At 72.2% G+C, this 24,456-nt stretch carries 26 protein-coding genes and 1 riboswitch; of the genes, 11 read left to right on the forward strand and 15 right to left on the reverse strand.

Going from position 1 to position 24,456, the window contains the following annotated elements:
* Window positions 1-40: 40 nt before the first annotated feature.
* Both QSK21_RS04790 and aroF read right to left on the reverse strand, forming a co-directional pair.
* Window positions 41-988 carry an EamA family transporter gene (locus QSK21_RS04790; RefSeq protein ID WP_285693979.1) on the reverse strand — a complete coding sequence of 316 codons (948 nt, stop codon included), beginning with the start codon at window positions 986-988 and terminating at the stop codon, window positions 41-43.
* 284 nt (window positions 989-1,272) lie between these two features.
* Window positions 1,273-2,352 carry a 3-deoxy-7-phosphoheptulonate synthase gene (aroF, locus tag QSK21_RS04795; RefSeq protein WP_285693982.1) on the reverse strand — a complete coding sequence of 360 codons (1,080 nt, stop codon included), beginning with the start codon at window positions 2,350-2,352 and terminating at the stop codon, window positions 1,273-1,275.
* 273 nt (window positions 2,353-2,625) lie between these two features.
* Here aroF and QSK21_RS04800 point away from each other — a divergent pair, with 273 nt between their 5' ends.
* The 4 genes from QSK21_RS04800 to QSK21_RS04815 all read left to right on the forward strand — a co-directional run bounded on the left by QSK21_RS04800 (window position 2,626) and on the right by QSK21_RS04815 (window position 6,568).
* Window positions 2,626-3,249 carry a sulfite oxidase-like oxidoreductase gene (locus tag QSK21_RS04800; protein WP_285693983.1) on the forward strand — a complete coding sequence of 208 codons (624 nt, stop codon included), beginning with the start codon at window positions 2,626-2,628 and terminating at the stop codon, window positions 3,247-3,249.
* A gap of 63 nt (window positions 3,250-3,312) precedes the next feature.
* Window positions 3,313-4,692, forward strand: coding sequence for a sensor histidine kinase (locus QSK21_RS04805; protein WP_285693984.1), 1,380 nt, complete (start codon window positions 3,313-3,315; stop codon window positions 4,690-4,692).
* A 94-nt stretch (window positions 4,693-4,786) separates the two neighbouring features.
* On the forward strand, window positions 4,787-5,620 hold the full coding sequence (locus QSK21_RS04810; protein ID WP_285693985.1) for a LytR/AlgR family response regulator transcription factor: 834 nt from the start codon (window positions 4,787-4,789) through the stop codon (window positions 5,618-5,620).
* Between the two features lie 822 nt (window positions 5,621-6,442).
* Window positions 6,443-6,568, forward strand: coding sequence for a hypothetical protein (locus QSK21_RS04815; protein WP_285693986.1), 126 nt, complete (start codon window positions 6,443-6,445; stop codon window positions 6,566-6,568).
* A 770-nt stretch (window positions 6,569-7,338) separates the two neighbouring features.
* Here the strand turns inward: QSK21_RS04815 and QSK21_RS04820 are convergent.
* The 6 genes from QSK21_RS04820 to thiO all read right to left on the reverse strand — a co-directional run bounded on the left by QSK21_RS04820 (window position 7,339) and on the right by thiO (window position 13,397).
* Entirely contained in the window at window positions 7,339-8,187 is an 849-nt protein-coding gene (locus tag QSK21_RS04820) for a deoxyribonuclease IV (RefSeq protein ID WP_285693987.1), read from the reverse strand.
* Window positions 8,188-8,199: 12 nt separating this feature from the next.
* Window positions 8,200-10,095 carry a Stk1 family PASTA domain-containing Ser/Thr kinase gene (gene pknB / locus QSK21_RS04825; protein WP_285693988.1) on the reverse strand — a complete coding sequence of 632 codons (1,896 nt, stop codon included), beginning with the start codon at window positions 10,093-10,095 and terminating at the stop codon, window positions 8,200-8,202.
* A gap of 104 nt (window positions 10,096-10,199) precedes the next feature.
* Window positions 10,200-11,120, reverse strand: a complete 921-nt coding sequence (locus QSK21_RS04830; protein WP_285693989.1) for a DMT family transporter — start codon at window positions 11,118-11,120, stop codon at window positions 10,200-10,202.
* 139 nt (window positions 11,121-11,259) lie between these two features.
* A complete protein-coding gene (locus tag QSK21_RS04835; protein WP_285693990.1) occupies window positions 11,260-12,054 on the reverse strand; it encodes a thiazole synthase in 795 nt (264 codons plus the stop codon).
* Window positions 12,055-12,060: 6 nt separating this feature from the next.
* A complete protein-coding gene (gene thiS, locus QSK21_RS04840; protein ID WP_502871502.1) occupies window positions 12,061-12,276 on the reverse strand; it encodes a sulfur carrier protein ThiS in 216 nt (71 codons plus the stop codon).
* Window positions 12,273-13,397: a glycine oxidase ThiO gene (gene thiO / locus QSK21_RS04845; RefSeq protein WP_285693991.1), complete on the reverse strand. Its 1,125-nt coding sequence runs from the start codon at window positions 13,395-13,397 to the stop codon at window positions 12,273-12,275. Before thiO ends, thiS begins: the two co-directional genes overlap by 4 nt.
* Window positions 13,390-13,503, reverse strand: a riboswitch (TPP riboswitch). Its footprint overlaps the gene before it by 8 nt.
* Window positions 13,504-14,129: 626 nt before the next feature.
* Between thiO and QSK21_RS04850 the strand changes: the two genes are divergently transcribed.
* From QSK21_RS04850 to QSK21_RS04865, 4 genes are all read left to right on the forward strand, one after another.
* Entirely contained in the window at window positions 14,130-15,335 is a 1,206-nt protein-coding gene (locus QSK21_RS04850; RefSeq protein WP_502871503.1) for an NAD(P)/FAD-dependent oxidoreductase, read from the forward strand.
* Between the two features lie 61 nt (window positions 15,336-15,396).
* The gene (locus QSK21_RS04855) at window positions 15,397-15,780 is read left to right on the forward strand and encodes an Rv2175c family DNA-binding protein (RefSeq protein ID WP_285693992.1); all 384 of its coding nucleotides are present in this window, start codon (window positions 15,397-15,399) and stop codon (window positions 15,778-15,780) included.
* A 132-nt stretch (window positions 15,781-15,912) separates the two neighbouring features.
* On the forward strand, window positions 15,913-16,581 hold the full coding sequence (gene thiE, locus QSK21_RS04860) for a thiamine phosphate synthase (protein ID WP_285693993.1): 669 nt from the start codon (window positions 15,913-15,915) through the stop codon (window positions 16,579-16,581).
* A gap of 62 nt (window positions 16,582-16,643) precedes the next feature.
* Window positions 16,644-16,811: a hypothetical protein gene (locus QSK21_RS04865; protein ID WP_285693994.1), complete on the forward strand. Its 168-nt coding sequence runs from the start codon at window positions 16,644-16,646 to the stop codon at window positions 16,809-16,811.
* A 4-nt stretch (window positions 16,812-16,815) separates the two neighbouring features.
* Here QSK21_RS04865 and QSK21_RS04870 read toward each other — a convergent pair whose 3' ends face one another.
* Entirely contained in the window at window positions 16,816-17,493 is a 678-nt protein-coding gene (locus tag QSK21_RS04870; protein WP_285693995.1) for a protein kinase domain-containing protein, read from the reverse strand.
* Window positions 17,494-17,657: 164 nt separating this feature from the next.
* Window positions 17,658-18,713, reverse strand: a complete 1,056-nt coding sequence (locus QSK21_RS04875; RefSeq protein ID WP_285693996.1) for a polyprenyl synthetase family protein — start codon at window positions 18,711-18,713, stop codon at window positions 17,658-17,660.
* A 185-nt stretch (window positions 18,714-18,898) separates the two neighbouring features.
* On the opposite strand from QSK21_RS04875, the gene metF reads away from it, so the two are divergent.
* A complete protein-coding gene (gene metF / locus QSK21_RS04880) occupies window positions 18,899-19,894 on the forward strand; it encodes a methylenetetrahydrofolate reductase [NAD(P)H] (RefSeq protein ID WP_285693997.1) in 996 nt (331 codons plus the stop codon).
* On the opposite strand, the gene QSK21_RS04885 is transcribed toward metF, so the two are convergent.
* The 5 genes from QSK21_RS04885 to QSK21_RS04905 all read right to left on the reverse strand — a co-directional run bounded on the left by QSK21_RS04885 (window position 19,807) and on the right by QSK21_RS04905 (window position 22,548).
* Window positions 19,807-20,442 (reverse strand): GNAT family N-acetyltransferase, encoded by a 636-nt coding sequence (locus QSK21_RS04885; protein ID WP_285693998.1) that lies wholly within the window; start codon window positions 20,440-20,442, stop codon window positions 19,807-19,809. The genes metF and QSK21_RS04885 overlap by 88 nt on opposite strands.
* 65 nt (window positions 20,443-20,507) lie before the next feature.
* Entirely contained in the window at window positions 20,508-20,840 is a 333-nt protein-coding gene (locus QSK21_RS04890; protein ID WP_285693999.1) for a hypothetical protein, read from the reverse strand.
* 2 nt (window positions 20,841-20,842) lie between these two features.
* Window positions 20,843-21,667: a hypothetical protein gene (locus QSK21_RS04895; RefSeq protein ID WP_285694000.1), complete on the reverse strand. Its 825-nt coding sequence runs from the start codon at window positions 21,665-21,667 to the stop codon at window positions 20,843-20,845.
* A 51-nt stretch (window positions 21,668-21,718) separates the two neighbouring features.
* A complete protein-coding gene (locus QSK21_RS04900) occupies window positions 21,719-22,075 on the reverse strand; it encodes an arsenate reductase family protein (protein ID WP_285694001.1) in 357 nt (118 codons plus the stop codon).
* The gene (locus QSK21_RS04905) at window positions 22,072-22,548 is read right to left on the reverse strand and encodes a YbaK/EbsC family protein (protein WP_285694002.1); all 477 of its coding nucleotides are present in this window, start codon (window positions 22,546-22,548) and stop codon (window positions 22,072-22,074) included. Before QSK21_RS04905 ends, QSK21_RS04900 begins: the two co-directional genes overlap by 4 nt.
* Before the next feature lie 170 nt (window positions 22,549-22,718).
* Between QSK21_RS04905 and QSK21_RS04910 the strand changes: the two genes are divergently transcribed.
* Entirely contained in the window at window positions 22,719-23,504 is a 786-nt protein-coding gene (locus tag QSK21_RS04910) for a L,D-transpeptidase family protein (RefSeq protein WP_285694003.1), read from the forward strand.
* A 241-nt stretch (window positions 23,505-23,745) separates the two neighbouring features.
* Window positions 23,746-24,258 carry an SAV_6107 family HEPN domain-containing protein gene (locus QSK21_RS04915; protein ID WP_285694004.1) on the forward strand — a complete coding sequence of 171 codons (513 nt, stop codon included), beginning with the start codon at window positions 23,746-23,748 and terminating at the stop codon, window positions 24,256-24,258.
* The last annotated feature ends 198 nt before the right edge of the window (window positions 24,259-24,456 follow it).

Genomic DNA, 24,456 nt, shown 5'->3' on the forward strand with positions numbered 1-24,456 from the left:
TTTTGCAAGCGCGGACCGCACTTCCGGCATGCCATGGGTGTCAGCGGCGGGCGGGCCGGACGAGGACCAGGAGGCTCGCGGCCAGCAGGGCCAGGCCGGCGAGGGCCGTGCCGCCCAGGCGTTCGTCCAGCACGGCCATGCCCAGGACCGCCGCGATGGCGGGCTCGGCCAGCGTCAGGGTGGTGGCCGTGGTCGCGGGTGTGGTCCGCAGCCCTCGCGCGAACAGGACGTAGGCGCACGCCGTCGTGATCACGCCGAGGTAGAGCGCGATCAGCGTTCCCCTGCCGGAGAGCGCCCAGCCGGGGTCGCCCGCCAGCAGGACGGGCAGCAGCAGTACCGCGGCCACACCGAACATCGCGCCCGCGACGGCCCGGTCCTGCTCGCCCCGGTCGATGAGGCCGGACGCCAGCGTGGCGTACACCGCGTACGACAGGCCCGACAGCAGGGCCAGGCCGATGCCGGCCGGCTCGGCCCCGGCGTCCTCACCGCCGAGGATCAGCGCCGCGCACCCCGCGACGGCGCCCGAGGTGGCGAGCGCCCATCGGACGTCGATCGCCGAGCGTCTGAGGAGCAGGCCCAGCGCTCCGGCGAACGCGGGCGCGCTGCCGATGGTGACGACCGTGCCGATCGCCACCCCGGTGCGGGCGGCGGCGGTGAAGAAGGCGGTCTGGTACGCCGTGATCGCGACGCCCCCCACGGCCACCAGCGTCAGGCCGCGGCCGGACCGCAGCAGCCGGCGCAGCCCCGCGCCGCGTTGCGCGAGCGAGGCGAAGAGCACCAGCAGCAGCCCGCCCATGACGATGCGGACCGCGGCTATCGAGACGTTCGTCGCCTCGGGGACGAACGTGCGAACCGTACCGGTCGTGCCCCACAGGGAGGCAGCCGCCAGGATCACGGCGCTCCCGCTCAGCGGCCGGGACGCCGGATGGACGGGCGCGTCCTGCGCGTCCTTGGAGGCGCGCAGGGAAGAGACAGATCGGGGAGACACTGGAGAAAGCTCCTGAACTCGAATCGGAAGGAGGATCCGTATTCGGGGCGCAGGAGCCCGGGACCGGGCGTTCCTTCGCCGGGTCCTCAGGAACTCAGAAGCTCAGCAAGAAGCCGCCGCGCCCCATCAGGCGCGGGGCGGCCCGCAGTTGGGCGTCCAGTACTCCACGAAAAGCGACAGTATCACCCCGTACACCACCCGCGCTCAGGGGCTCCGCCCGCCTGACCCGTGAGGCCGAGGCCAGGGGGCGGAGCGCCCCGCTCCATAGGTGATGGCGGCGGATGCTACGAGTGGAGGGACGCGGCCGTCGCGTCCTGAGATCCGTGGGGGGACGGCTCGCCCTGGGCCGTCGCGAGCCTCCTGTTCACAAGCGGGGGGAGGTCCCGCACGGCCTTCGCCAGTTCCCGGAGGTCGCCGTCCACGAGGGCCTGGGGGCCGTCGCAGAGCGCGGTCTCGGGGTGCGGGTGGACGTCGATGATGACGCCGTCCGCGCCCACGGCGATCGCCGCGCGGGTCAGGGGGAGGACGAGGTCGCGGCTGCCGCCCGAGTGGGACGGGTCCACGATCACCGGCAGGTGGGAGAGGCGCTGGGCGACGGGGACCGCGGAGATGTCCAGGGTGTTGCGGGTGGCCTTCTCGAAGGTGCGGATACCGCGTTCGCACAGCACGATGTCGAGGTTGCCGCGCTGGGCGATGTACTCGGCGGCCATCAGCCACTCCTCGATGGTGCCGCTCATGCCGCGCTTGAGCAGCACCGGCTTGCCCGACTCGCCCGCCGCCTGGAGCAGCGGGAAGTTCTGGGCGTTGCGGGTGCCGATCTGCAGCATGTCGGCGTACGAGGCGACCAGGTCCACGTCCGCGGCGTCCACCACCTCGGTGACGATGGGCATGCCGGTCACCTCCCGCACGTCCGCGAGGATGCGCAGGCCGGCCTCGCCCAGCCCCTGGAAGGCGTACGGGGAGGTGCGGGGCTTGAACGCGCCGCCGCGCAGCAGCGTGGCCCCCGCGGCCTGCGCCATCTGCGCGGCCTCCAGGGTCTGCTCGGGGGTCTCCACCGCGCACGGCCCGGCGATCAGCGTCATGGTGCCCGGCCCGATCGGCACGCCGCCGACCCGCACCACCGAGCGCTCGGCGTGGTTCTCCCGGCTGACCAGCTTGTAGGGCACCGAGATCCGGATGACGTCGCCGACCCCGCTCATCCCGCGCAGGTTGAGCGTGCCGAACTGCTCGATGTCGCCGACCAGCCCGACGATGGTGCGCTCCACGCCGCGGCTGACGAACGCGTCGCCGCCCGCCGTCTCGACCAGTGAGACGACGGCCGTGATATCGGCCTCGGTGGCGTCCGGGGACATGACGACGACCATGGTTCTTGCCTCTCCTCGACGTGCGGGACTCCCGTCCGGTCCCGCCGGCCAATCCTCCAGAGACGACGAAAGCCCCGGGCCGTGAGGCCCGGGGCTTCTCCGCCTGTCAGGTCTGTCAGCGCAGCGTCTGGCAGACCAGCCTCCCGGGCCGGTCGAGCCAAAAGAAATACGTCGTGCCGCGCATGGATGACACCCTAGCCGATCTCGGGCCGTGCCCCGGAGGGAGGGGCCGAATATGGCTCAGCTCACTGCGGGTGGCAGTATGGCGCCGTCATGTCCCCACCACCCGAAGAGCCCACCGAGGGCCGGAGGCTCCCACCAGGGCAGTACGTTCCCCGCGGCTGGCCGGTGCTCCACTACGGCCCCGTGCCGAAGTTCCGTCCGGCGGACTGGGACTTCCGGGTGTTCGGCGCGACCGCGTCGGGCGGCCAGCACGCCTGGACCTGGGACGAGTTCGACGCGCTGCCCCGCACCAGGGCGATCGCCGACTTCCACTGCGTCACCAAGTTCACCATTCCCGACAACGAGTGGGAGGGGGTCGCCGGCTCGGCCATCGTCGAGCTGGCCCCGCCGGACCCGGCCGCCACGCACGTGATGGTGTGGGCGGAGTACGGCTACAGCGCCAACATCCGGATGCTCGATTTCCTGGCCGAGGGCACCATGTTCGCCACCCACCGCAACGGCGAGCGGCTCACCCCCGACCACGGGTTCCCGATCCGCCTGGTCGTCCCGCACCTGTACGCGTGGAAGAGCGTCAAGTGGGTGCGCGGCATCGAGTACATGGTCAAGGACCGCAGGGGCTTCTGGGAGGAACGCGGCTACCACAACGTCGCCGATCCGTGGCGCGAGCAGAGGTACTCCTACCAGGAGGACGCCGACGAGTCCCCGCCTCCGTGAGCACGCGCCGATCGCGGTGGTTGTGCGGGCATGGGCGTCACCGGGATATTACTGTTTGTTTCCATGCCGACACTTTCCGTGCTCGATGTGGTGATGTGCGGGACGCTCATGGCGCTCGTCGCGGGATGCGCAGCGGCATGGTGCCGGCAGGCGTGGCCGCGGGCGTTGCGGCGGGCGTTGCGGCTTGGCTCGGACGCCATCACCGACGAGACCACGTTCGCGACGCTGCACACCATCTCCCGCGCCTCGCCCGCGCTGCGCGGCGGCCTGACCCGCGAGTCGGCACGCCGGGCGGCGCGTGACCTGCGGATCCTGCTCGGCGCCGAGGCGGTCGCCGTGGTCGCGGCGGACCCGTCCCCTGCGCAGGACGCGGCCCGCGAAGGACACGGGCGCGAGGCACGGCGGGGCCGCCTGCTGGCCTGGGACGGGTCGGGCGACGAGGGGCACCCCACGGACGTGCTGGGCCACGCGGCGCAGGTACTGGCCACCGGCCGGGCCCGGGTGGTCACGTCGAAGTCCGCGGGCTGCTGCGACGGGCCGTGCCGTCTCCGCGCCGCCGTGGTGGCGCCGCTCGCCGTCGAGGGGCGGGTGCAGGGCGCCCTGGTCGCGTACGGTACGAGCGCGCCCCCGGCACGCGTCCGGGCCGTCGCGGAGGTGGCCCGCTGGATGTCGAGCCAGTTGGAGCTGGCCGAGCTCGACTCGTCCCGCAACCGGCTGGCCGAGGCGGAGATGCGGGCGCTGCGGGCCCAGATCTGCCCGCATTTCCTCTACAACTCGCTGACGGCCATCGCCTCGTTCGTCCGGACGGATCCCGGGCGCGCCCGCGACCTGCTGCTGGACTTCGCCGACTTCGCCCGCTACTCCTTCCGGACCCCGCGCGACTTCACCACGCTGGCCGAGGAGCTGAACTCGATCGACCGTTACCTGCTGCTGGAGCGCGCCAGGTTCGGCGACCGGCTCCGGTGCACGGTGGACGCGACGCCCGAGGTGCTGCCGGTGACCTTGCCGTTCCTGTCGCTCCAGCCGCTGGTGGAGAACGCGATCCGGCACGGGATGAATGGCGCCCGGGGCAAGGCGCCGTTCCACGTCCGGATCGTCGCGCGCGACGCCGGGGAGGAGGCGGCGATCAGCGTCGAGGACGACGGCGCCGGCATGGACCCGGCCCGGCTGCTGGAGATCCTCGGCGGGGGAGCCGACGCCGTCCGTCCGCGCGCCGCCGCCCACGGGTCGGACGGCGGCGAGGGGCGGGCGCTCGGCATGGCCGTCCGGTGCGAGCGGGACCACGGCGGCAGCGGAGCGGGCATCGGCCTGGCCAATGTGGACGAGCGGATGCGGCAGTTGTACGGGGACGCCTTCGGCCTGACGGTCGAGACCGGAATCGGAGCGGGCACGAAGGTCAGCCTGAGGGTTCCCAAGAACCGGGCGGGCCTCGTCCCCGAGTGACCGGGTCCCCCTCGCCGATTCCGGCCACGCCCTCTCCAGACTCACCTCATGGAATCGATTGCGGACGGACAGTAATCGCGGCAGGGTCCTAGGTATGTTGCGCGTGCTGGCCGTTGACGACGAAGTCCCCGCCCTGGAAGAGCTCGCCTACCTGCTCCAGGCGGATCCACGTGTCGACCGCGTGCTGTGCGCCGGTGAGGCGGCGGCGGCGCTGCGCGACATGAGCCGGATCATGGTGGCGGGGGATCGGCTCGACGCCGTCTTCCTCGACATCCGTATGCCGGGCCTGGACGGCCTCGACTTCACCCGGCTGCTCACCGGCTTCGCCGAACCCCCGCAGGTCGTGTTCGTGACCGCACACGACGACAGCGCGGTCACCGCCTACGAGCTGGGCGCCCTCGACTACCTGCTCAAGCCGGTGCGCGCCGAGCGGCTCGCCGAGGCGATACGACGCGTCGAGGAGGCGGTGCGGAGAGACGGCCTGCACGGCGCCGGCGCCGGCGAGGAGGAGGACGAGATGGTCCCCGTGGAGCTGGCCGGGCGCACCCGCCTCGTCTCGCGCCGCGCGGTGACCCACGTCGAGGCGCAGGGCGACTACGTCCGGCTGCACACCGGCGACGGGAGCTTCCTGGTAAGGATGCCGCTCGCCGCCTTGGCCAAACGCTGGGAGCAGGCCGGGTTCATCCGGATCCACCGCAGCACGCTGGTCTCGTCCTCCCACGTCAGCGAGCTGCGCTTCGACGGAGGCAGGGCCGCCGTACAGGTGGCCGGCGAACTGCTCCCGGTCAGCCGCCGCCACACCCGGCAGGTCCGCGACCTCCTCGTCCGCCGGTTCCGCCAGGTGGACACCGAGGACCCGCCACGGTACGGGGAGGAACCGCGGCGAAACGGTGACGAGCCAGACCGCGCCGAGCGACACCCCTCCTGACCTCACCCACGGCCCTGAAGGGGTCTCGCGTCCGCCGCCCCGCCGGTGTGGGGTTTGTCCTGAGGCTGTGGCATGTGAGCCGCAGATCAGCGGCGAATACCGCACGGCCGCCACTGGCCTGAGGAGCCGACATACAGCGATGCCAATGGGGCGCCTGCGGGTCTGCGTGCCGCCGCAGTTCCGCGGCGCCGGGATCACGCTGCGGGTGCTGACCGGCACGCCCTTGGACGGCTGGGCCGTCGTGGTCGTTTGCGTCCTTGTGCTGTGGCGCCGCGTGCGTAAGCATCATCGGCGTTCATGTGTCACGTTTCGGGGTGGGGTGCCACGCCATCCAGGTCGGTTCCCCGGCGACGCCCCGGGGCGGCAGCGTCCGCCTGCTGCAGAGGTTTTGCGGCGCCGCAATCACGCTGCGGGTGCTGCACGTCCCTGGACGGCTGGGCCGTGGTGGTTGTCTGCGTCCTCGTGCTGTGGTGCCGCGTGCGCAGGTATCACCGGTGTCCATGTGTCACGCTTCGGGGTGGGGTGCCACGCCATCCAGGGTGGCTCCCCGGCGACGCCCCGGGGCGGTAACGTCCGCCTGCTGCCGGGGTTGTGTGGCGTCGGGATCACGCTGCGGGTGCTGACCGGCACGCCCTTGGACGGCTGGGCCGTGGTGGTCGTTTGCGTCCTCGTGCTGTGGCGCCGCGTGCGTAAGCATCATCGGCGTTCATGCGACGCCTCCGGGGCGGAACGTCCGCCGCCGTTGTTCGCCTTTCCCGGCCGTGTACGGGACGCTGGGGCGCCTCTGCACGCCCGACCCGCGTGGATGACAGGGGGACGCCGATGCCGCCGCCCTCACGGCTTCTGCCGGGCACGGGCGGGGTGCTGTTCACCCGTGAGCGGGCTTCTGGGCGCGCCGACCGGGCGATGGCCCGGATGAACGTCCCCGAGAACGACCGGCGGCCCTGACCCGGCGGACCACACGGAGACGAAACCGTATCCGAACCACTTCACCGCAGGTCCCGGGCCTGCGGCCGGGGCCGGCCGGGGCGCGCGGCGCCCCTTTCACATCCTCGCCGTAAATTTTCCACGCCACTCGTCCGAGCGCGCCGACCGTTCACATGACCACTCGTCCCACCCATCCGACCGCTCACCGTCGCACTACGTTACGTACACCGATCACTACAGACCGTTCAACGAGCGCGGCGCGTCCCCGGGTCCCGCGCGGTATCCCAGAGCCCTAGTGTTCTCAGTGGCACCACGCAGCACCGCACCGCGGAACCGCCGCAACCGGAACGCCTCGTCCGGAACACGGCAATCGGGCGGCCAGGCGGCAGGCGGTACTGCGGCAGGAGCCCCGGGCGCCACACGGCGCTCACTGACATAACTGGAGATCCGGCGAGTCGCCAGACGACCGCCGGATCAGGAGCCGTCCGATCCCGTACCGGGGGGGTGGGATCAGGCGGCGATAGGTTCGGGCGTCGCTGAGCAGTCGGGGGGTTGCTCAGCGACGCCCGGGCTCTTTCTTGTCATTGTGGGGGGGCGACCCCCCACACCCCCCGATGCGGGGCGGGATGCCGCGTCCCTGCGCTCGTAGAACTCGCTCCGGGCCACGGCCTCCCACCCCGGTAGGGGCTCCGCCCCTACGACCCCGGCAGGGGGCTCCGCCCCCTGCACCCCCGTTGGGGCTTCGCCCCTTGCCCCCGTTGGGGGTTTGCGCATTGCCTCGTTAAGGGCGGTCAGGTTGTTCTTAGGCGTTTCAGGGTTTTTATGTCCTGGCCGTGGGGGGTTGGGTTGCGGCCTGGGGTTTCGATGATGAAGGGGACGCCGGCCACGGCGGGGTGGTGGAAGAGTTCGGCGAAGGGCTTCTCGCCTATGTGGCCGGTGCCGATGTTCTCGTGGCGGTCCCGGCCGGAGCCGCAGGGGTCCTTGGAGTCGTTGGCGTGGATCAGGCGCAGGCGGCCCTCGCCCACGGTTTCCACTAGGGCGTCGATTGTCTCCGTGACGCCGCCGGGGGTGGAGAGGTCGTGGCCTGCGGCGAACGCGTGGCAGGTGTCGAAGCAGACGCCCAGCTTGGGATGGTTCTCCAGGCGCTCGAAGAAGGGGCCCAGCTCCTGGACCTTGGCGCAGAGCATGTTGTTCTGGCCCGCCATGGGTTCGAGAAGGAGGTCGGGGCCGTCCTCGGGGATCTCGTCCAGCAGGGGCAGGACGTGCTCGCGCACCTGGTCCAGGGCCGCCTCGTAGGTCTGGGTGACCGAGCTGCCGGTGTGGACCACCACGCCCTTGGCGCCGATGGCGTGGCCGCGCTGGAGGGAGTGGCGGATGGACGCGATGGACTTGGTCAGGGTCTCAGGGGTGGGAGAGCCCACGTTCACCAGGTACGAGGTGTGGACGTAGACGGGGATCTCCTGGTCGCGCATCAGGGCGTCTTCGGCGGGCTTGCCCTCGGGCAGGGCCCAGCCGCGCGGGTTGGACACGAAGACCTGGACGGCTTCCGCGCCGATCTCGGCGGCGTACTTGAGGCCGCCCGTGGCCAGGCCGCCGGCCACGGGCACGTGGCCCCCGATGGGGCTCTTCGGTGAGGTCATAGCGGGCTTAGCCTATGCCCAGATGGTGACCTCCGAGCCCCGGGGCGCGTTGCCGCCCGAGGGGGTCTGCGCGACCACCGTGTCGCGGACGCGGCTGCCGATCCGGACCTTGAAACCGGACGCGCGGAGAGCCCTGCGGGCGTCCTCGACCCGCTGGCCCCGGACGTCGGGCACGGGGATCTGCTCGCCGTCCGCGCGGTCGCCGTCGTCGCAGAAGAACCTGCCGATGAAGCAGTCGCGTTCGTTGACCACGATCCGGACCCGGTCGCCGCGGGAGACGCCGGTGCCGGGGCTGGGACTCTGCTCGATGACCGTACCCGGCGGGCTGGAGCCCCTTCGGCGGCGGTCGACGTCGACGTCCAGGCCCATGGAACGAAGCTGGTTCGCGGCCTCCTCGCCGTTGCGGCCCACGAGCGAGGGCATCTCCATGCCTCGGCTGACGACGATGTCCACCGGCTCGTCGGGGGACTGCTTCTGCCCGGCGGGCGGCTTCGTGCGGATGACGTGGTCGCGGTCGTAGCTCTGGGACGTGGTCGTGGTCACCTTGCCCGGCGTGAAGCCCCGGTCCCGGAGGATCTTCCTGGCCTCGTCCACGGGCTTGCCGGACACGTCCGGCACCTCCCTGGGGACGCGGCCCTTGGACGGGAAGAGGGTGACCAGGGAGCCGTCGGTGAGGCGGGTGCCGGGACCCGGCTCCGAACGCGCGACCTCGCCCTTCTTGACCTTGTCGCTGTAGACGGCGTCGCCGATCCGGACGGTCATGCCGCCGTCCTCCAGCTTCGCCCGTGCGTCCGCCACGGGCATCCCGATGATGGTGTCGGGGACGTGGTCGTACTGGCCCGAGGTCTGGTACCAGACCGCCCAGCCCAGGATGACCGCCGCCACCGCGCCGATCGCGATCAGCACGTAGCGGCCGGTCAGGACGCCCAGGGCACGGTCACCCGCGGAACGGGGCGGCGGCACCGACGCGGGCGCGGTACGGGCGTCGAAGATCCTGGTGGAGCCGTCGGCCGCCGGGCGGGGCTGCGCGGCGGGCATGCCCACCCGCTGGTCGATGTCGCGGGGGAGGCCCGCGTGCACCTGGGCCACCTCGCCCAGGAAGACGTTCGCGTCCTGCGGCCGCTCCTGGGGCTGGCGTGCAGTGGCGCGCAGCACCAGGGCGTCCAAGGGGTGCGGCAGCCCGGGCACCCGGGTGGACGGGGCGGGGATCGGGTCGTTGACATGCTTGTACGCGACCGCGAGCGGGGTGTCGCCCTGATGCGGGAGCGTGCCGGTGAGCAGCTCGAACAGCATGACGCCCGCGGCGTAGACGTCGGAGCGCACGTCCGCGTGGCCGGACAGGACCTGCTCGGGGGCGAGATAGCCGACCGTGCCGATGATCACGCCGGTCTTGGTCATCCCGGACGCGGTCTCGGCCCGCGCGAGCCCGAAGTCGGCGACCTTGGCCTGGCCGTCCTCGGTGAGCAGCACGTTCTCCGGCTTGACGTCGCGGTGCACGAGGCCGGCGCGGTGCGCGGCGCCCAGCGCGGCCAGCACCGGCTGCATGATCTCCAGGGCGGCGCGCGGGCCCAGCCGGCCGCGTTCGGTGAGCAGGTCCCGCAGCGTACGGCCGCGGACGTACTCCATCACCAGGTAGACGTGCTCGCCGTCGGTGCCCTGGTCGTAGACGGCGACCACGTTGGGGTTGGACAGCGCGGCGGCGGCCTTGGCCTCGCCGATGAACCGGCGGACGAAGTCCTCGTCGGTGGCCAGCGCGGCGTGCATCACCTTGATCGCCACCGTGCGGTCGAGGCGCATGTCGCGGCCCATGTAGACGGTGGCCATCCCGCCACGGGCGACGCGGGATTCGATGCGGTACCGCCCGTCGAGCACCTGCCCGACGAGGGGGTCAGCGACCGTAGCGTCCATCAGAGCGAGTGTAAGGGCCTTCCCGAACGGAACCCATCAGCCCGCAGGACTACTGACGGGCCGATCCTCGGCGGCGGGGCCGGGCCTTCACAGGCCGCCGGCGCCTAGCCTACCGCCTTGCCGTCCGCAGGGACGGGCGCGGGAGCGGGCTCCGCCACCCCGTGGGGGTGCGGGCTCCGGCGCGCCACAGCCACGCCGCCCAGGCACAGAAGGCCGCCGGCGAGCGTCAGCCATTCCGGCACCTCGCCGAGCGTCGCCCACGACATCACCACGACCAGGGCAGGGACGGCGTAGGTGGTGGCGCCCATCCTGCCCGCCGAGGTGCGGGCCAGCGCGTACGCCCAGGTGGTGAACGCCAGCGCGGTCGGGAAGACACCCAGGTAGATCATGTTGAGGGTCGCGGAGGCCGAGGCGTCGCCGACCTGGCCTGCCAACCGGCCCGCGAACGGCAGGCACGCCACCGCGCCGATCAGGCAGCCGTACGTGGTGACCTGAAGCGCCGACGCCTGCCGCAGCGCGGGCTTCTGGCTGACGACGCCCGCCGCGTACGTCACGGCCGCGACCAGGCAGAGCAGCACGCCCAGCAGCGAGGCGTGGCCCTCGTCCGACATCGAGTACCCGACCACCACGGCACCGGCGAACGACACCGCCATCCCCGCCATCAGCCGGGGTGGGAAGCCCTCCTTGAGCAGCCAGCCGCCCAGCAGCGCGATGAGCAGCGGGCCGATGTTCACCACCATCGCGGCGGTGCCCGCGTCGACCTGCTGCTCGCCCCAGTTCAGCGCGACGTTGTAGAGGCCGAACCACAGCACTCCGGACGCGGCGATCCCCGGCCAGGCCGCGCGGGGAGGCAGGCCCTCACGGCGGATCAGGCAGATCACGCCGAGGGTGACGGCCCCGGCCAGCAGCCGCCCCAGCGCCAGCGCCCCCGGTGAGTAGTCCGCGCCCGCGCTGCGGATGGACACGAAGGCGGATGCCCACAGCACGACCGTGACGGTCGCGGCGGCCAGCGCTCGACGGTCCACCCTCGGCGCAGTTCCGCCGCTTTCGTCGTGAAGCATGTGCCGTACCCTGAATCGGAGGTTTGAGAGGCGGCGACCAGTCTCGCCCCACCGATCTTTCAGGTCCAGCGATTATTGCTGTAAGGGACGTTTCAGCGTTCCTTCACTGTGGTGTGGCGAGGCCCTCCCAAGGCGACGACGCCTGGGCGTACCGGCGCATGGGGATCCGCCCGGCCAGGCGGGCCAGCCGGCCCGCCTCCACCGCGTGGCGCATCGCCGCGGCCATCCGCTCGGGCGACTGCGCCCGGGTGACCGCCGTGGCGAGCAGGACGGCGTCGCAGCCCAGCTCCATCGCCAGCGCGGCATCGCTGGCGGTCCCCAAACCCGCGTCCAGGATCACCGGGACGCCCGCATCCTCCACGATCAGCTCGATGTTGTGCGGGTTGCGGATGCCCAGGCCCGACCCGATCGGGGAGCCCAGCGGCATCACCGCCGCGCAGCCCGCCTGCTCGAGGCGGCGCGCCAGCACCGGATCGTCGTTGGTGTAGGGGAGCACCACGAACCCGTCGGCCACCAGTTGCTCGGCCGCCTCCACCAGCTCGATCGGATCCGGCAGCAGCGTGCGCTCGTCCGCGATGACCTCCAGCTTCACCCAGTTGGTGCCCAGCGCCTCACGGGCCAGCTTGGCGGTGAGCACCGCCTCGCCCGCCGTGAAACACCCGGCGGTGTTGGGCAGCACCCGGATCCCGCACTCCTTCAGCACGTCCAGGACCGAACCGCGGGCGGACGGATCGACCCGCCGCATCGCGACGGTGGTGAGGGCGGTGCCGGACGCGACCAGGGCCGAGCGCAGCACGCTCATGCTCGGCGCGCCCCCCGTCCCCATGATCAACCGCGAGGGGATCTCCTCGCCCGCGATGACCAGCGGCTCGACATCATGGCCTGTGTCCTGCTTCACGGGGGTTCAGCCTCCCTGTACGGCGGTCAGCACCTCAAGCCGATCCGCCTCCTGCAACGTCGTGGCGGACCAGTCCGCACGACGCACGACCTCGCCGTTCAACGCCGCCGCCACCCCGGCCGTCTCCGGGCCCGACCGGCCGGTCGCGCCGCTGACCGCGTCCGCCACGCTGGTGCCCTCGGGGAGCTCGCGCCGCTCCCCGTTCACGATCACGCTGATCACGCTGTCTCATCCTTGGGTCGCTCGGGGACGAAGGGACGGCCCACCTCGGGCACCGTGCCGTCCAGCAGAACCTCCGTGAGGATGTCGGCGCTGACCGGGGTGAGCAGGATTCCGTTGCGGTAATGGCCCGTTCCCACGACGAGACCGGGCAGGGCCGTGGGCCCCATCAGCGGGGCGTTGTCGGGGGAACCGGGACGCAACCCTGCCGACACCTCGGCGAACTCCAGCTCCGTGATGCCGGGGACCAACTCGCGCGCGTCCCGCAGCAGCTCCCACAGGCCGCCCGCGGTCACCCGGGTGTCGAAACCCATCTCCTCCTGGGTGGCACCGACCACGACCTCCCCGTCCGCCCTGGGCACCAGATAGATCGAGGACCCCTTCACCAGCCCGCGCGTAGAGCGCCGCAAGAACGGAACGGCCGTGCGGAGCCGGATCACCTGCCCCTTCACCGGACGCACCGGAGGCAGCACCTCCGCAGGCACGCCCTCAAGGCCACCCGACCAGGCACCGGCGGCCAGCAGCACCCGCTCCGCCCGGACCTCGCCGCCGCCCTCCAGCCGCACCCCCACCGCGACGTCCTTCTCGACGATCACACCGGTGGCGCGCCGCCGCACCATCCGCACACCACGCTTCTCCGCCGCGGCCAGCAGCGCCGGAGCCAGCCGCCGAGGATCGATCGAACCGTCCTCGGAAGCCAGCAGGCCACCGCGCACACCAGGCGCCAGCATCGGCTCCAGCCTGCGGCACTCGCGCCCCGTCAGCGCCTCGGTGGGAATCCCCCACCTCTCCTGAAGCCGCCGCACCTCATCCAGATAACGCAGATCGTCCGTGTCGAACGCGACCTCAAGGATGCCGTCGGCGCGGTAACCCGTACCGAGCCCCGTCTCCTCCTCAAGCTCCGCGACGAACGCCCCATACCGGTCACGGGACGCCAGCCCTAAGGCGAGCAGCCGCTCCTCCCCGTACGCGACCTCGCTCACCGGAGTCAACATCCCCGCCGCCACGGCCGACGCGCCACTACCCGGCTCCGGATCCACCAGCGTCACCACGGCCCCCCGCGCCGCCGCACGCCACGCGGTCGCCAGGCCGATCACACCCGCCCCGATGATCGCGATCTCCATATCGCCACGCTCCCTTCGCCGGCATGATCCGGATCAGGTTCTGCGGTCGGCGGCCCATCCCAGCCACCCTCTCAGCCCGGTCGAACCGGACTCCCGCGCTGTTTTAGTCTATTGCAAGCGAGAGCTGCGCTCGTCGCTGGCGCTCCTCGCTTGTCTCGCTTGCGGTGATCGCTGCATCGCTTCGACTCGCCCTGGGGGCTCGCTGCGCGATCAGGTTCCTCGCAGGCTCGGAACCTGCCTTCGGTCGCGATCGCGGCGCTTGGGCGACCGTTCGGGGCTGGGGTGACGGGCTGGGGTGGGTGCTGTGTTTATTGGCAAGCACGAGCTGCGCTTCTCGCCTGGCGGCTCGTCGCTTGTCGTGCTTGACGGTGATCGCTGCATCGCTTCGACTCGCCCTGGGGGCTCGCTTCGCGATCAGGTTCCTCGCAGGCTCGGAACCTGCCTTCGGTCGCGATCGCGGCGCTTGGGCGACCGTTCGGGGCTGGGGTGACGGGCTGGGGTGGGTGTGAGAGGTGTTATTGCGGGTGTGAGCTGCGCTTCTCGTCTTGGCGGCTCGTTGCTTGTCTTGCTTGCGGTGATCGCTGTATCGCTTCGACTTGTCCTGGGCGCGCTGCGAGTTTGGGGTCTCGCCCCCTGTCTTTGGTTGCGGTTGCGATGTTGAGTGACCGTTTGGGGGTGGGGGCGACTGATGCATCGGGTTCGTTCGGGGGTGGGGGGTCGGGGCAGGGCAGAATGAGCGCTGTGAGGATCATCGTGGTGGGTGGCGGTCTGGCGGGGGTGCGGGCCGTTGAGAGCCTGCGGGGCAAGGGATTCCAGGGTGAGCTGACGTTGGTGTCGGCCGAGGGGCATCGGCCTTACGATCGGCCGCCGCTGTCCAAGGCCGTTCTGATGGGGGAGACCGACGACACCACGGTGGACGCCGATTGGGACTCGCTTGGGGTGCGGCTGCTTCTCGGGGAGAGCGCGACCGGTCTGCGGCCTGGGACGGGACGTGGCGGGACGCTCGCCACTACGGCGGGTGAGATGGCGTTCGATGGCCTGGTCATCGCCACCGGGGCGGAGCCGATCAGGCTGCCGGGGGACGGCGGGCAGCATGTTCTGCGGACCATCGAGGACGCCCGCGTGATCCGTGACCGGCTGACGGAGGGGGCGCGGGTCGTCATCGTCGGGGCCGGGTGGATCGGGGCGGAGGTCGCCACGGCCGCGGCCAAGAGGGGTTGCGCCGTGACGGTGGTGGAGGCGGCGGACACTCCACTGGCCAACGCGATCGGTCCGGAGGTCGGCGCGCTCACCGTTCCCTGGTACGCCGAGGCGGGGGTGGAGCTGCGTACGGGGGTCAAGGTGGCCGAGGTGGAGGACGGCGGGCTCGCTCTGGCCGGTGGCGGCCGGATCGAGGCCGACCTGGTGCTGGTGGGCGTGGGCGTGCGGCCTCACCTGGAGTGGCTGGACGGTTCGGGGCTGCTGGTCGAACGCGGGATCGTCACCGACGAGGCGTTCAGGACGAGCGTGGGGACCGATGTGCGTTCCGACATCGTGGCGGTGGGCGACTGCGCCGAATGGTGGTCGCGGCGGTATGGGCGCCGCCTGCTCGTCGAGCACTGGGACACCGCGCTCAACGCCCCGTCCGTCGCCGCGGCGACGCTGCTTGGCGAGGACGCGTCGTATGATGCCGTCCCGTACTTCTGGTCGGAGCAGTTCGGGCGGATGGTGCAGTACTCCGGGCACCACCCCGGGTCCGAGCGGCTCGTTCATCGGGGGGACCCGTCCGAGGGCAAGTGGGCCGTGTGCTGGCTGACCGGTGACCGGCTGGACGCCGTCCTGACCGTTGACAGGCCCCGCGATCTCGCCCAGGCCCGGCGCATCATCGCCGCAGGTACGCCCGTGGATCCCGACGCGGTGGCCGATCCGGGCGTGCAGCTCAGGCAGGCCGTGCGCTGACCGGTCCACAAGGCCGGATCCGGCGGGTTTGAGCGGAGCGGGCGCGTGGTAGCAAGGGGGCGTGACGCAACTGCACGCAACCGTGGAAAGCGCTCTCGACCCCCAGACCGACGCCCTCGCCGGCGAGTGGATCACCCTCTCCGAGGCGACCGAGCGGCTCGGTATCAAGCCCGGCCGGATCAAGCAACTGCTCAGCGAGCGCAAGCTGCTGGCGGTCCGGCGCGGAGGAAAGCCGATGGTGCCCGCCGCCTTCATCAAGGACGGCCAGGTCATCAAGGGGCTCTCCGGCACGCTGACGCTGCTGTCGGACGCGGGCTACGACGATGTGGAGACGCTGCGGTGGCTGTTCACCGCGGACGACACCCTCCCCGGAACCCCCGTCCAGGCGCTCAGCGAGAACCGGGGCACCGAGGTCCGCCGGCGCGCCCAGGCGCTCGCCTTCTGAGGGGCGCGGCGAGAGCACCCGGCGTACGAGGAGGAACACGCACGTGACAGGATCGCGGGGTCACGCGCGACGGTACTCGCGCGCGGCCCCGCGACCATCGTGAAACCCGCACGGAAGGAACCGGCCCTCACCGTGTCCAGGCACCTCCCCTCCGACCGCGCCGTCGCCCTGCGCGCACGGCTCGCCCAGGCCCGTCTCTACCTCTGCACGGACGCCCGGGAGCGGCAAGGGGACCTGCCCGAGTTCCTCGACGCCGCCCTCGCCGGCGGCGTCGACATCGTCCAGCTCCGCCAGAAGGGGCTGGAGGCGCGGCAGGAGATCGAGTACCTCCAGGTGTTCCGCGCCGCCTGCGAACGCCACGGGGCGCTGCTCGCGGTCAACGACCGGGCCGACATCGCGCACGCCGTGCACGCCGACGTCCTGCACCTGGGGCAGGACGACCTGCCGGTCCCGGCCGCCCGCGCGATCGTGGGCGAGGACATCCTGATCGGACGGTCCACGCACTCCGACGAGCAGGCGTCCGCCGCCGCCGCCGAACCCGGGGTGGACTACTTCTGCGCGGGCCCGGTCTGGCCGACGCCGACCAAACCGGGGCGTGCCGCCCCCGGCCTCAAGCTGGTGCGGTACGTGGCGTCGCAGCGGGAGGTGCGGCCGTGGTTCGCGATCGGCGGGATCGACGAGGGCAACCTGGACGAGGTCCTGGAGGCGGGCGCCCGCCGCATCGTGGTCGTCCGCGCGATCACCGAGGCGGCCGACCCGCGCCGGGCCGCCGCCGAGCTGGCCGGGCGCCTGCGCGGCTGACCGCGGCGGCCGGTGCCGGTCCGCGGGATCGATCATGGGCGGGGATGCCCGACAATGGGGCCATGAGCGTGGGACCTGGACCCGACGACGAGCGCCCGGTGGATCTGTCCGACGACGATCTGGTGATCCTGCCGGACCAGACCTCCGACGACACCGACACCGGCTGGGGGGAGTGGCGTGGAGGCGACGACGACGATCGGCTGATCGAGGACCGTCCGCCGCACTGGTGAGGCTTCAGACCAGCACGCCCATCACGAAGCCCATCGCGATGACGGCGGCCAACGCGACCATCATCCGCCAGCGGTAGCGGGGGATGCGCTTGGGGCGCGGCTTCGGCGTGGGCGTCCGGCCGTCCCGGAGCGCCCGGACGACCTGCCGGGACGTCGGGCGGGCGGCGGGGTTCTTGTCCAGGCAGCGCGCGACCAGTTCCCGCAGGGGGCCCTCCAGGTCGCCGAGGTCGGGACGCCGCGAGGTGACCCTACGCAGGACCGCCGCGTCCGGGCCGGTGCCGAAGGGCGGGCGCCCCGTCGCCGCGTACACGAGCGTGGCGCCCCAGGCGAAGACGTCGGCGGGCGGGCCGACCGGCTCGTCCTCGACCTGCTCGGGCGCCAGGTAGGACGGGGGCACCTCCCGCGCGGCGGTGCTCACCTTGGCGCCCTCAGGGGCGAGGATGACGTTGCCGGGGTGGAGGCTGCCGTGCATGGTGCCTTCCTTGTGCCGCCTGGCCAGTGCCTTGGCGGTACGCAACGCCAGCTTGTGCAGGTCCGCTTCGGACAGCGGCCCGTCCTTCTCGACCGCCTGGCTCAGGGGTGTGCTGACGGCGGCGGCCTCGCCCGCTCGGGCGCCGGGACGCTCGGGGACGGCGGCCGAGTCGAGCGTGCGCCGGCCGGAGCCCCTCGCGCCGGTGGGCACCGGCGTGAGATGCGGGGGACGGGGCGACGCCCTCCCACGGGAGGAATCGTGCGGCACTGGAGACTCCGACTCGGCGGGGACGGACGGAACGAGCCCCCCATTTCTACCGCGTGGCCACGACACGGAGCAGCGGAACGGGCGATCTTCGCCGTCCGGCCCGGCGGCTACGCCTGGCGGGTGGTGGCGGCGACCGCCAGGTCCTCCAAGGCGATCCGGGCCTCGCCGGTGATCGGCGCGGTGCGCAGCGCCTCCGCGGCCTCCTCGGCGTAACGGCCGATCATGGCCTCGCAGGCGGCGAGCCCGCCGGTGTCCACGATGATCCCGCGCAGCTCGGCGACCCCCGCCGCGTCCAGCCCGGGATCGCCCAGCAGCCGGTCGATCACCTCGGCCTGCGCCGCGCTGGCACGGGCCACCGTCTGCGCCACCAGCACCGTCCGCTTGCCCTCGCGCAGGTCGTCGCCCGCGGGCTTGCCGGTCTCCGCCGGGTCGCCGAAGACGCCCAGCACGTCGTCCCGGAGCTGGAAGGCGATGCCCAGCGGCCGTCCGTAGGCGCGGAGGGCGCCGGTCACCTCGGGGGAGCCCCCCGCCAGCGCCGATCCCAGGTGGAGGGGCCGCTCGATCGTGTACTTCGCGCTCTTGAACTCGACCACCCGCAGCGCCGCGTCCACGGTGCCGGTGCCGCGCACGCCCTCCAGCAGGTCGAGGTACTGGCCGGACATCACCTCGGTGCGCATCAGGTTGTAGACCGCGCGCCCGTCGGCGATCCGCGCGGCGTCCAGGCCGCTGGCCTCGTACATCTCGCTGGACCAGGCCAGGCACAGGTCGCCCAGCAGGATCGCGGCGCCCTCGCCGAACGGCGCGGCGGCGCCCGGCCGGCCTTCCTGGACGGCCAGCGACTCGAAGCGCCGGTGCGCCGACGGCTGCCCGCGGCGGGTATCGGAGGAGTCCATGACGTCGTCGTGGACGAGGGCGCTGGCCTGGAGCAGCTCAAGGGACGCCGCCGCGGTGACGATCCCCTCCCTGGGCTCCTGGCCTCCCGCGGCCTGCCAGCCCCAGTAGCAGAACGCCGGCCGGAGCCGTTTGCCACCGGCCAGCAACGCGTCCAGCGCGGCCAGCATGGGCGCCAGGTCGGGGCTGATGGAGAGCAGCGCGGGACGCTGGCCGTCGACGAAAGCCCGCAGTGCCGCGTCGACCTCCTTGCGGATGCGGCTTATGGACATGCCGTGATCGTATCTACCCCGTTGTGGTCTCTTCTCCACCTGTACTGGAGTATTTTGTCGGATCCGCTGGAAATTCCGTTCATTTCTGGTGGACCGGGCATGCCGCGGGCGTGTTGCCGGTGGTCTTGCGATCCTTTGGGCGTTCCGGGGCGAGAAGGGGCGCCGCGCGGCACTAGGCTTGGAAGATGCCCAGCCAACGCCCTGACCGAGCCCCCACCATCCGTGAGCTGCTCGCCGCCGGTGGCAGGTCCTTCTCGTTCGAGTTCTTCCCGCCGAAGACGGACAAGGGCGTACGCAACCTCTGGCGCGCGATCCGCGAGCTGGAGACGCTGCGGCCGACGTTCGTGTCGGTGACCTACGGCGCGGGCGGCGGGACCCGCGACACGACCGTGGACATCGTGGAGCGGATCGCCACCGAGACCACGCTCATCCCGGTCGCGCACTTCACCGCGGTCAACCACTCCAAGGCCGAGCTGCGCAACCTGATCGGCCGGTTCGCCGCCGCCGGCGTCCGGAACATGCTCGCGCTGCGCGGCGACCCGCCCGGCGACCCGATGGGGGAGTGGATCAAGCATCCGGAGGGCGTGGAGTACGCGGCCGACCTGGTCAGGATGATCCGCTCGTACGGCGACTTCTGCGTGGGCGTGGCCGCCTTCCCGTACAAGCACCCCCGCTCACCGGACGTGGAGAGCGACACCCGCCACTTCGTGGCCAAGTGCCGGGCGGGCGCCGACTACGCCATCACCCAGATGTTCTTCCGCGCCGAGGACTACTTCCGGCTGCGCGACCGGGTCGAGGCGGCCGGCTGCGACACCCCGATCATCCCGGGGATCATGCCGGTCACCCAGATGAGCACCATCGAGCGGTCCGAGCAACTGTCGGGCGCGCCGTTCCCGCCCGAGGTGCGGGAGCGGTTCGAGGCCGTCGCCGACGACCCGGAGGCGGTCCGGCGGCTCGGCATCGAGCACGCCGCCGAGCTGTGCCGGGACCTGCTGGAGCAGGACGCGCCGGGCATCCACTTCATCACCTTCAACAAGTCCACCGCGACCCGCGAGGTCTACTCGCTGCTGGACGCCCCGTCCTACACCGGTCCCTACGCGGGTCCTCCGGCGGGCTGGGACGCGGGCGCCCCGTCCCGCTCGTACGGGGCCAGCGGCAGGGTCGCGCCCATCACCGCATAGGGCGGCCCTCCACCGGGGAACACGAACCCGGTCAGCAGGTCCACCATGCCCACGGACCGGTACAGCCTGCGGGCCGGGGTGTCCTCGTGCCCGGGGTCCAGGGTGGACAGCACCACGGTCCGTTCCGGGCGGCCCTCGCACAGGGTGTTGAGCAGCCTCCGCCCGATGCCGTGCCGCTGGTGATCGGGATGGACGTGCAGCTCGGCGACCTCGAACACGTCGTCCAGCCAGCGTGCCGCGTGCGCGCCGCCGCCCGTCCGGGTCAGCGCGTCCCGGACCACGTCGTGCCACCACTGGCCGGTCTCGCCGCGGAACCCGTAGCCGAACCCCTGGAGCGTCCCGCCCGCGCGTGACAGCAGCGACCCGCCCCGGCGTTCGGCCACGACCGCCCTGAACGCGGGGTACGTGGCGTGCCGCTCCATGATGGTGTGGCGGCCGGGGAGCTGTTCGGGTGGCGGTCGCATCGCCGCCGCGTACACCGCCAGGATCGGCCCGAGCCGTCTCAGGAAGGCCCGGTGGTCGATGTCACGCAGCTTCGCATCCTTCACTTGGTAGAGGGTAGACCCGCCTGCCTTGCCGGTGTGGTGTGTGGGCGATCCCCGGCTCGCGGGGTTCAGGTGCGCGGGATCGTCCGGTGGGTGGCGGACAGGCGGTCGTAGATGTCCCACAGGATCCTGTCGGCGGCCTTCCGCAGCGAGCCGCGGTTGGCGTCGAGCTGCCCGCCCCACTGGCGGGCCTCCGGTCCTAACCATGCGTCCGTCTCGTTGAGGGTCCTGACGGCGGGGTCGAGGGCGTCCCTGAGCCTCGTGATGCCTCCGTAGGCGTCCGCGTACGCCTGGTAGAGCTCCCGGTACGCGGGGTTGGGGCGCTCGGTCGGCGGCAACTGGGACGCGGCGGCCGAGTCCAGGGGCGGCGGGACCGCGGAAGGGGGAGGTGGCGGAGCCATGGCTAACCGGCCTTGCGTTCTGGGACGGGCGTCTCGGCGGCAGGCGGGAGGTCGAGCCTGCCGATGGCCTCGCGCGTCCGATGGCTCATCTCGGTCCCGGTGAGGACCTGGACGGCCACCGGGTGAACGCCCGCCCGGTCCGCCTCTGCCAGGAACGCTTGCAGCCACCGCACGTCCATCACCACGTGATGGCTGGCCGTGCCGAGCGACTCGCGCACCACGGCAAGCCGCGACGGGTCGCCGTCCGCCGCCTTGACCAGATCGGCGGCCATCGCGGGCCCGAGCCGCTCGTAAAGCCTCTCGGTGTAGTCGGGATCGCCGGCGTTCGCCTTCAGATGCGCCCAGACCTCCTCGGGGACGGGCCTGCGGTCCTGGACGGCCGCGGCCACCGCCAGCGCGTCGGACCTGGCGGCCTTCGCCGCGTCCTGGCGGGTGGCGAAGTTGCCGAGATCGCCGCCCGCCCCGTTCGGCGTGAGCGAGGGCCAGCGCGGCGGGGCCGTCGCGGGGCCGTCGCTTCGCGGACCGCCGGCGGGTGGCCTCGGAGGGGGCGGTGCCTGGACGCCGCGTCCCCGGTCCGGATGCGTGATGGCGTAGTGGTAGCGGCGGGTCAGCATGCCGAGCTGGTCGGCCGTCCACTGCGCCACCTGCTCGGCCTGCCGGTAGCCCGCCGCGGACACCCCGGGCGGCGGGCGGTGCCCGTTCAGCCAGCCCCTGATCGCCGCCTGCGCGTCCTGCATCTGCTTGATCAGGTGGTCGAGCGCCGGTGGATCGATGCCCCGGAAGTCGGCGTCGCACGCCGCCGGGCCGGTGCGCATCTGCCCGGTCATGCCGCACCCCCTCGACGTGCCTCGCCCCGGCCATCCAGGATCACATCGGCGTCACGCGCTGTCGAGGGCCTTGCGCACCGACGCCTCGTCCCGCGCCACGACCGCGCCGCCGTCGTCCGTCAGGACGATCGGCCGCTGGATCAGCACCGGGTTCGCGACCATGACCTCGATCCAGCGGGCCCGGTCCCGTTCCATGTCCTTCAGCCCGAGCTCCTTGGCGACCGGCTCGTTCAGCCTCGCCACGTCCCACGGCTCGGCCCCGATCCGCTTCAGCACCGCGTCCAGTTCCTCCGCGGTCGGCGGGTCGTCCAGGTAGCGGCGCTCGGTGTAGGCGACGCCCGCCTCGTCCAGGGCCGCCTTGGCCGTACGGCTCTTCGAGCAGCGCGGGTTGTGCCAGATCTCCGTCATGTCGTCTCCACCCCCACGTCGGCGGCCTCACCGCCGGTGATCCGCAACAGTTCCTCGTACGAGGTCGGGAACACGGTGTGGGCGATGCCGCCCGCGGCCCACACCTGGTCGTACTTGTCCAGCCACACGTCCACCAGCGTCCGGACCGGCGCGGGGTGCCCGACCGGCGCGACGCCGCCGATCGCCTGTCCGGTGGCCTCCCGGACGAACTCCGGGGTCGCCCGCTTGACCTTGGCCGCGCCCACCAGCGCGGCCACCTTCGCCGTGTCCACCCGGTGCGCGCCGCTGGTCAGCACCAGCAGCGGCTCCCCGTCCGCGTCGAAGACGAGGCTGTTGGCGATCGCGCCGACCGGGCAGCCGATCTGCTCCGCCGCGGCCCGGGCGGTCGGCGCCGGCTCCGGCAACTCGATGATCTCTCCCGCCGCGCCCTGCTCGCGCAGGACGGCGGCGACGCGTTCGACGTTCGGATGCATGCCCTCACCTTAGGGCCCGGCGTCCTGAGCAGGACATTGGTATATCCGTGGTCGTGCTTTGGCGTGTGATGTCGGGACCCCGGTGACGGAATCCTTCTAAAGTGTCCGGATCCCCCTCTTGAAGGGCGACCGCGCCCGACGCGGGGGAGCCGGACGCGCGAGGGAGCCAGATGAGCGTTCTGAGGGACACACTGCTGATCGCGGGCGGTGCGGTGCTGGTGGCGGGGTGTGCAGGAGGCTCGACGACCGCGGGCAAGGCGGGGGAGACCCACGCGCCCGCCGCGTCCCCCTCCACAGCCCGGCCGACGGCCACGCCGACGCCGACACCGCAACGGCGGACGCTCAAACCCGGGGCCAAGGGCGACGACGTCAAGCGACTTCAGCGGCGCCTCAAGGACCTCAAGTACGGCCCAGGGCGCGTCGACGGCAAGTACGGACTGTCCACCCAGATGGCCGTGTGGGCGTTCCAGAAGGTCAACCGCATCAAGGTGAGCAGCAAGGTCGGCGAGAAGACCTGGGCGGCCCTCGACGCGCCCAAACAGCCCAAGCCGATAGCCAAGAAGCGCGAGGACGACCGCGTCGACGTCGACCTGCGGCGGCAGTACCTCGTTGTCTACAAGGACGGCAAGCCCGACCTCATCACCCACATCTCGTCCGGTTCCGGCGAGCTGTACTGCGCCAAGGACCGCGGCGCCACGGTCGCCCGCTGCCGCTACGCGACCACCAGCACGGGCGACTTCCGTACGGGACGCCGCGCCTCCGGGTGGGAGACCTCACCGCTCGGACGGCTGTACAACCCGATCTACTTCAACGGCGGCATCGCCTTCCACGGCGCCCTCGACGTGCCCCGCTACCCGGCCTCACACGGGTGCGTCCGGCTCCCCATGCACATCGCCGAGTACTTCCCCGAGCGGGTGGGGACCAACGTGCCCGTCCACGTCCGCAGGCCCCGCTGACCCCCTGGAACGGTGACCTCGCGAGATCACTGTGGGTCACACCACTCGTTCGAACGCATTGACGAATCGGCGTCAGAGCGCTTTACTGTGAATGCGTCGAACTTATGTTCGACGTGGTACGGGACTCGCGGACCGTGCCAGGGCGACGTCCGCGCCGAGACACGCGTCTCGCGGGACGGACGGCCGGGCGGAGCGAGGGGAAGCGCTCCGCCCGGCCGGCCCGAGCCGGAAGGAGGCAGTCATGTCCGGAACGATGACCGCGCGCACGCCTGGGCGGCACACCACCGCCCTGCACTCCTCAGCCGAACGCATGCCGAGCCCCCGCCGCCGCCCCCTCCAGCCGCCCCGTCCCGCGCAGACCGCGGTGGGGCAGTTGCACGCCGCCCGGATGGGCCTCGCCGAGGCCGCCGAGGCCACCACGCCCGCCGTCCGGTACGTCTGCGCGCACCTGGCGGCCCTCCGCGCCGCCGCGGCGGTGCTCGCGTCCAAGGAACCCGTCGACACCCACCGCCGCGGACGTCCCCGCAGCGTCTGGGTGCTCCTCCCCGAAGCCGAACCCGCCCTGCGCGAATGGGCCGCCTTCTTCGCCGCCGGCGCCGACAAACGCGCCGCCGCCGAAGCCGGCCTCCCCCGCGCCGTCACCGCCCGCGAAGCCGACGAACTGCTCCACGACGCCGGCATCTTCGTCTCCCTGGTCGAAGACACCCTGGGCGTCCCCGGCCAGCCCACCCTCCCCATCCCCGAAGCCAGCTAACGGGAGAACATCAAGCCCGCCCGAAGGGCCCCACCGCAGCCCACTGACCGGCCGCCCACACACGGCGGCCAACACCAGGAGCCGGGGCGTCGCACACCTCTTCCCCAACCACGACGCCCCGGTTTCTGCTGGGTTTATTGCAGGCGCAAGCTGCGCTCGTCGCTGGCGCTCTGTGTTTGTTGGCGGTGCCTGCGGCGG

The sequence above is a fragment of the Actinomadura sp. NBRC 104412 genome, from assembly GCF_030269515.1.
Taxonomy (GTDB): domain Bacteria; phylum Actinomycetota; class Actinomycetes; order Streptosporangiales; family Streptosporangiaceae; genus Spirillospora.

Bases quoted from the DNA above. Each gene is read 5' to 3' on its own strand.
- metF (WP_285693997.1), top strand. From the start codon at position 18,899: ATGCCCAGCCAACGCCCTGACCGAGCCCCCACCATCCGTGAGCTGCTC.
- thiO (WP_285693991.1), bottom strand. From the start codon at position 13,397: ATGGAGATCGCGATCATCGGGGCGGGTGTGATCGGCCTGGCGACCGCG.
- QSK21_RS04890 (WP_285693999.1), bottom strand. From the start codon at position 20,840: ATGGCTCCGCCACCTCCCCCTTCCGCGGTCCCGCCGCCCCTGGACTCG.
- QSK21_RS04875 (WP_285693996.1), bottom strand. From the start codon at position 18,713: ATGTCCATAAGCCGCATCCGCAAGGAGGTCGACGCGGCACTGCGGGCT.
- QSK21_RS04850 (WP_502871503.1), top strand. From the start codon at position 14,130: ATGAGCGCTGTGAGGATCATCGTGGTGGGTGGCGGTCTGGCGGGGGTG.
- QSK21_RS04915 (WP_285694004.1), top strand. From the start codon at position 23,746: ATGTCCGGAACGATGACCGCGCGCACGCCTGGGCGGCACACCACCGCC.
- QSK21_RS04910 (WP_285694003.1), top strand. From the start codon at position 22,719: ATGAGCGTTCTGAGGGACACACTGCTGATCGCGGGCGGTGCGGTGCTG.
- QSK21_RS04905 (WP_285694002.1), bottom strand. From the start codon at position 22,548: ATGCATCCGAACGTCGAACGCGTCGCCGCCGTCCTGCGCGAGCAGGGC.
- QSK21_RS04810 (WP_285693985.1), top strand. From the start codon at position 4,787: ATGTTGCGCGTGCTGGCCGTTGACGACGAAGTCCCCGCCCTGGAAGAG.
- QSK21_RS04895 (WP_285694000.1), bottom strand. From the start codon at position 21,667: ATGACCGGGCAGATGCGCACCGGCCCGGCGGCGTGCGACGCCGACTTC.
- QSK21_RS04900 (WP_285694001.1), bottom strand. From the start codon at position 22,075: ATGACGGAGATCTGGCACAACCCGCGCTGCTCGAAGAGCCGTACGGCC.
- QSK21_RS04815 (WP_285693986.1), top strand. From the start codon at position 6,443: ATGCCGCCGCCCTCACGGCTTCTGCCGGGCACGGGCGGGGTGCTGTTC.
- pknB (WP_285693988.1), bottom strand. From the start codon at position 10,095: ATGGACGCTACGGTCGCTGACCCCCTCGTCGGGCAGGTGCTCGACGGG.
- QSK21_RS04800 (WP_285693983.1), top strand. From the start codon at position 2,626: ATGTCCCCACCACCCGAAGAGCCCACCGAGGGCCGGAGGCTCCCACCA.
- QSK21_RS04865 (WP_285693994.1), top strand. From the start codon at position 16,644: ATGAGCGTGGGACCTGGACCCGACGACGAGCGCCCGGTGGATCTGTCC.
- QSK21_RS04805 (WP_285693984.1), top strand. From the start codon at position 3,313: ATGCCGACACTTTCCGTGCTCGATGTGGTGATGTGCGGGACGCTCATG.
- QSK21_RS04820 (WP_285693987.1), bottom strand. From the start codon at position 8,187: ATGACCTCACCGAAGAGCCCCATCGGGGGCCACGTGCCCGTGGCCGGC.
- aroF (WP_285693982.1), bottom strand. From the start codon at position 2,352: ATGGTCGTCGTCATGTCCCCGGACGCCACCGAGGCCGATATCACGGCC.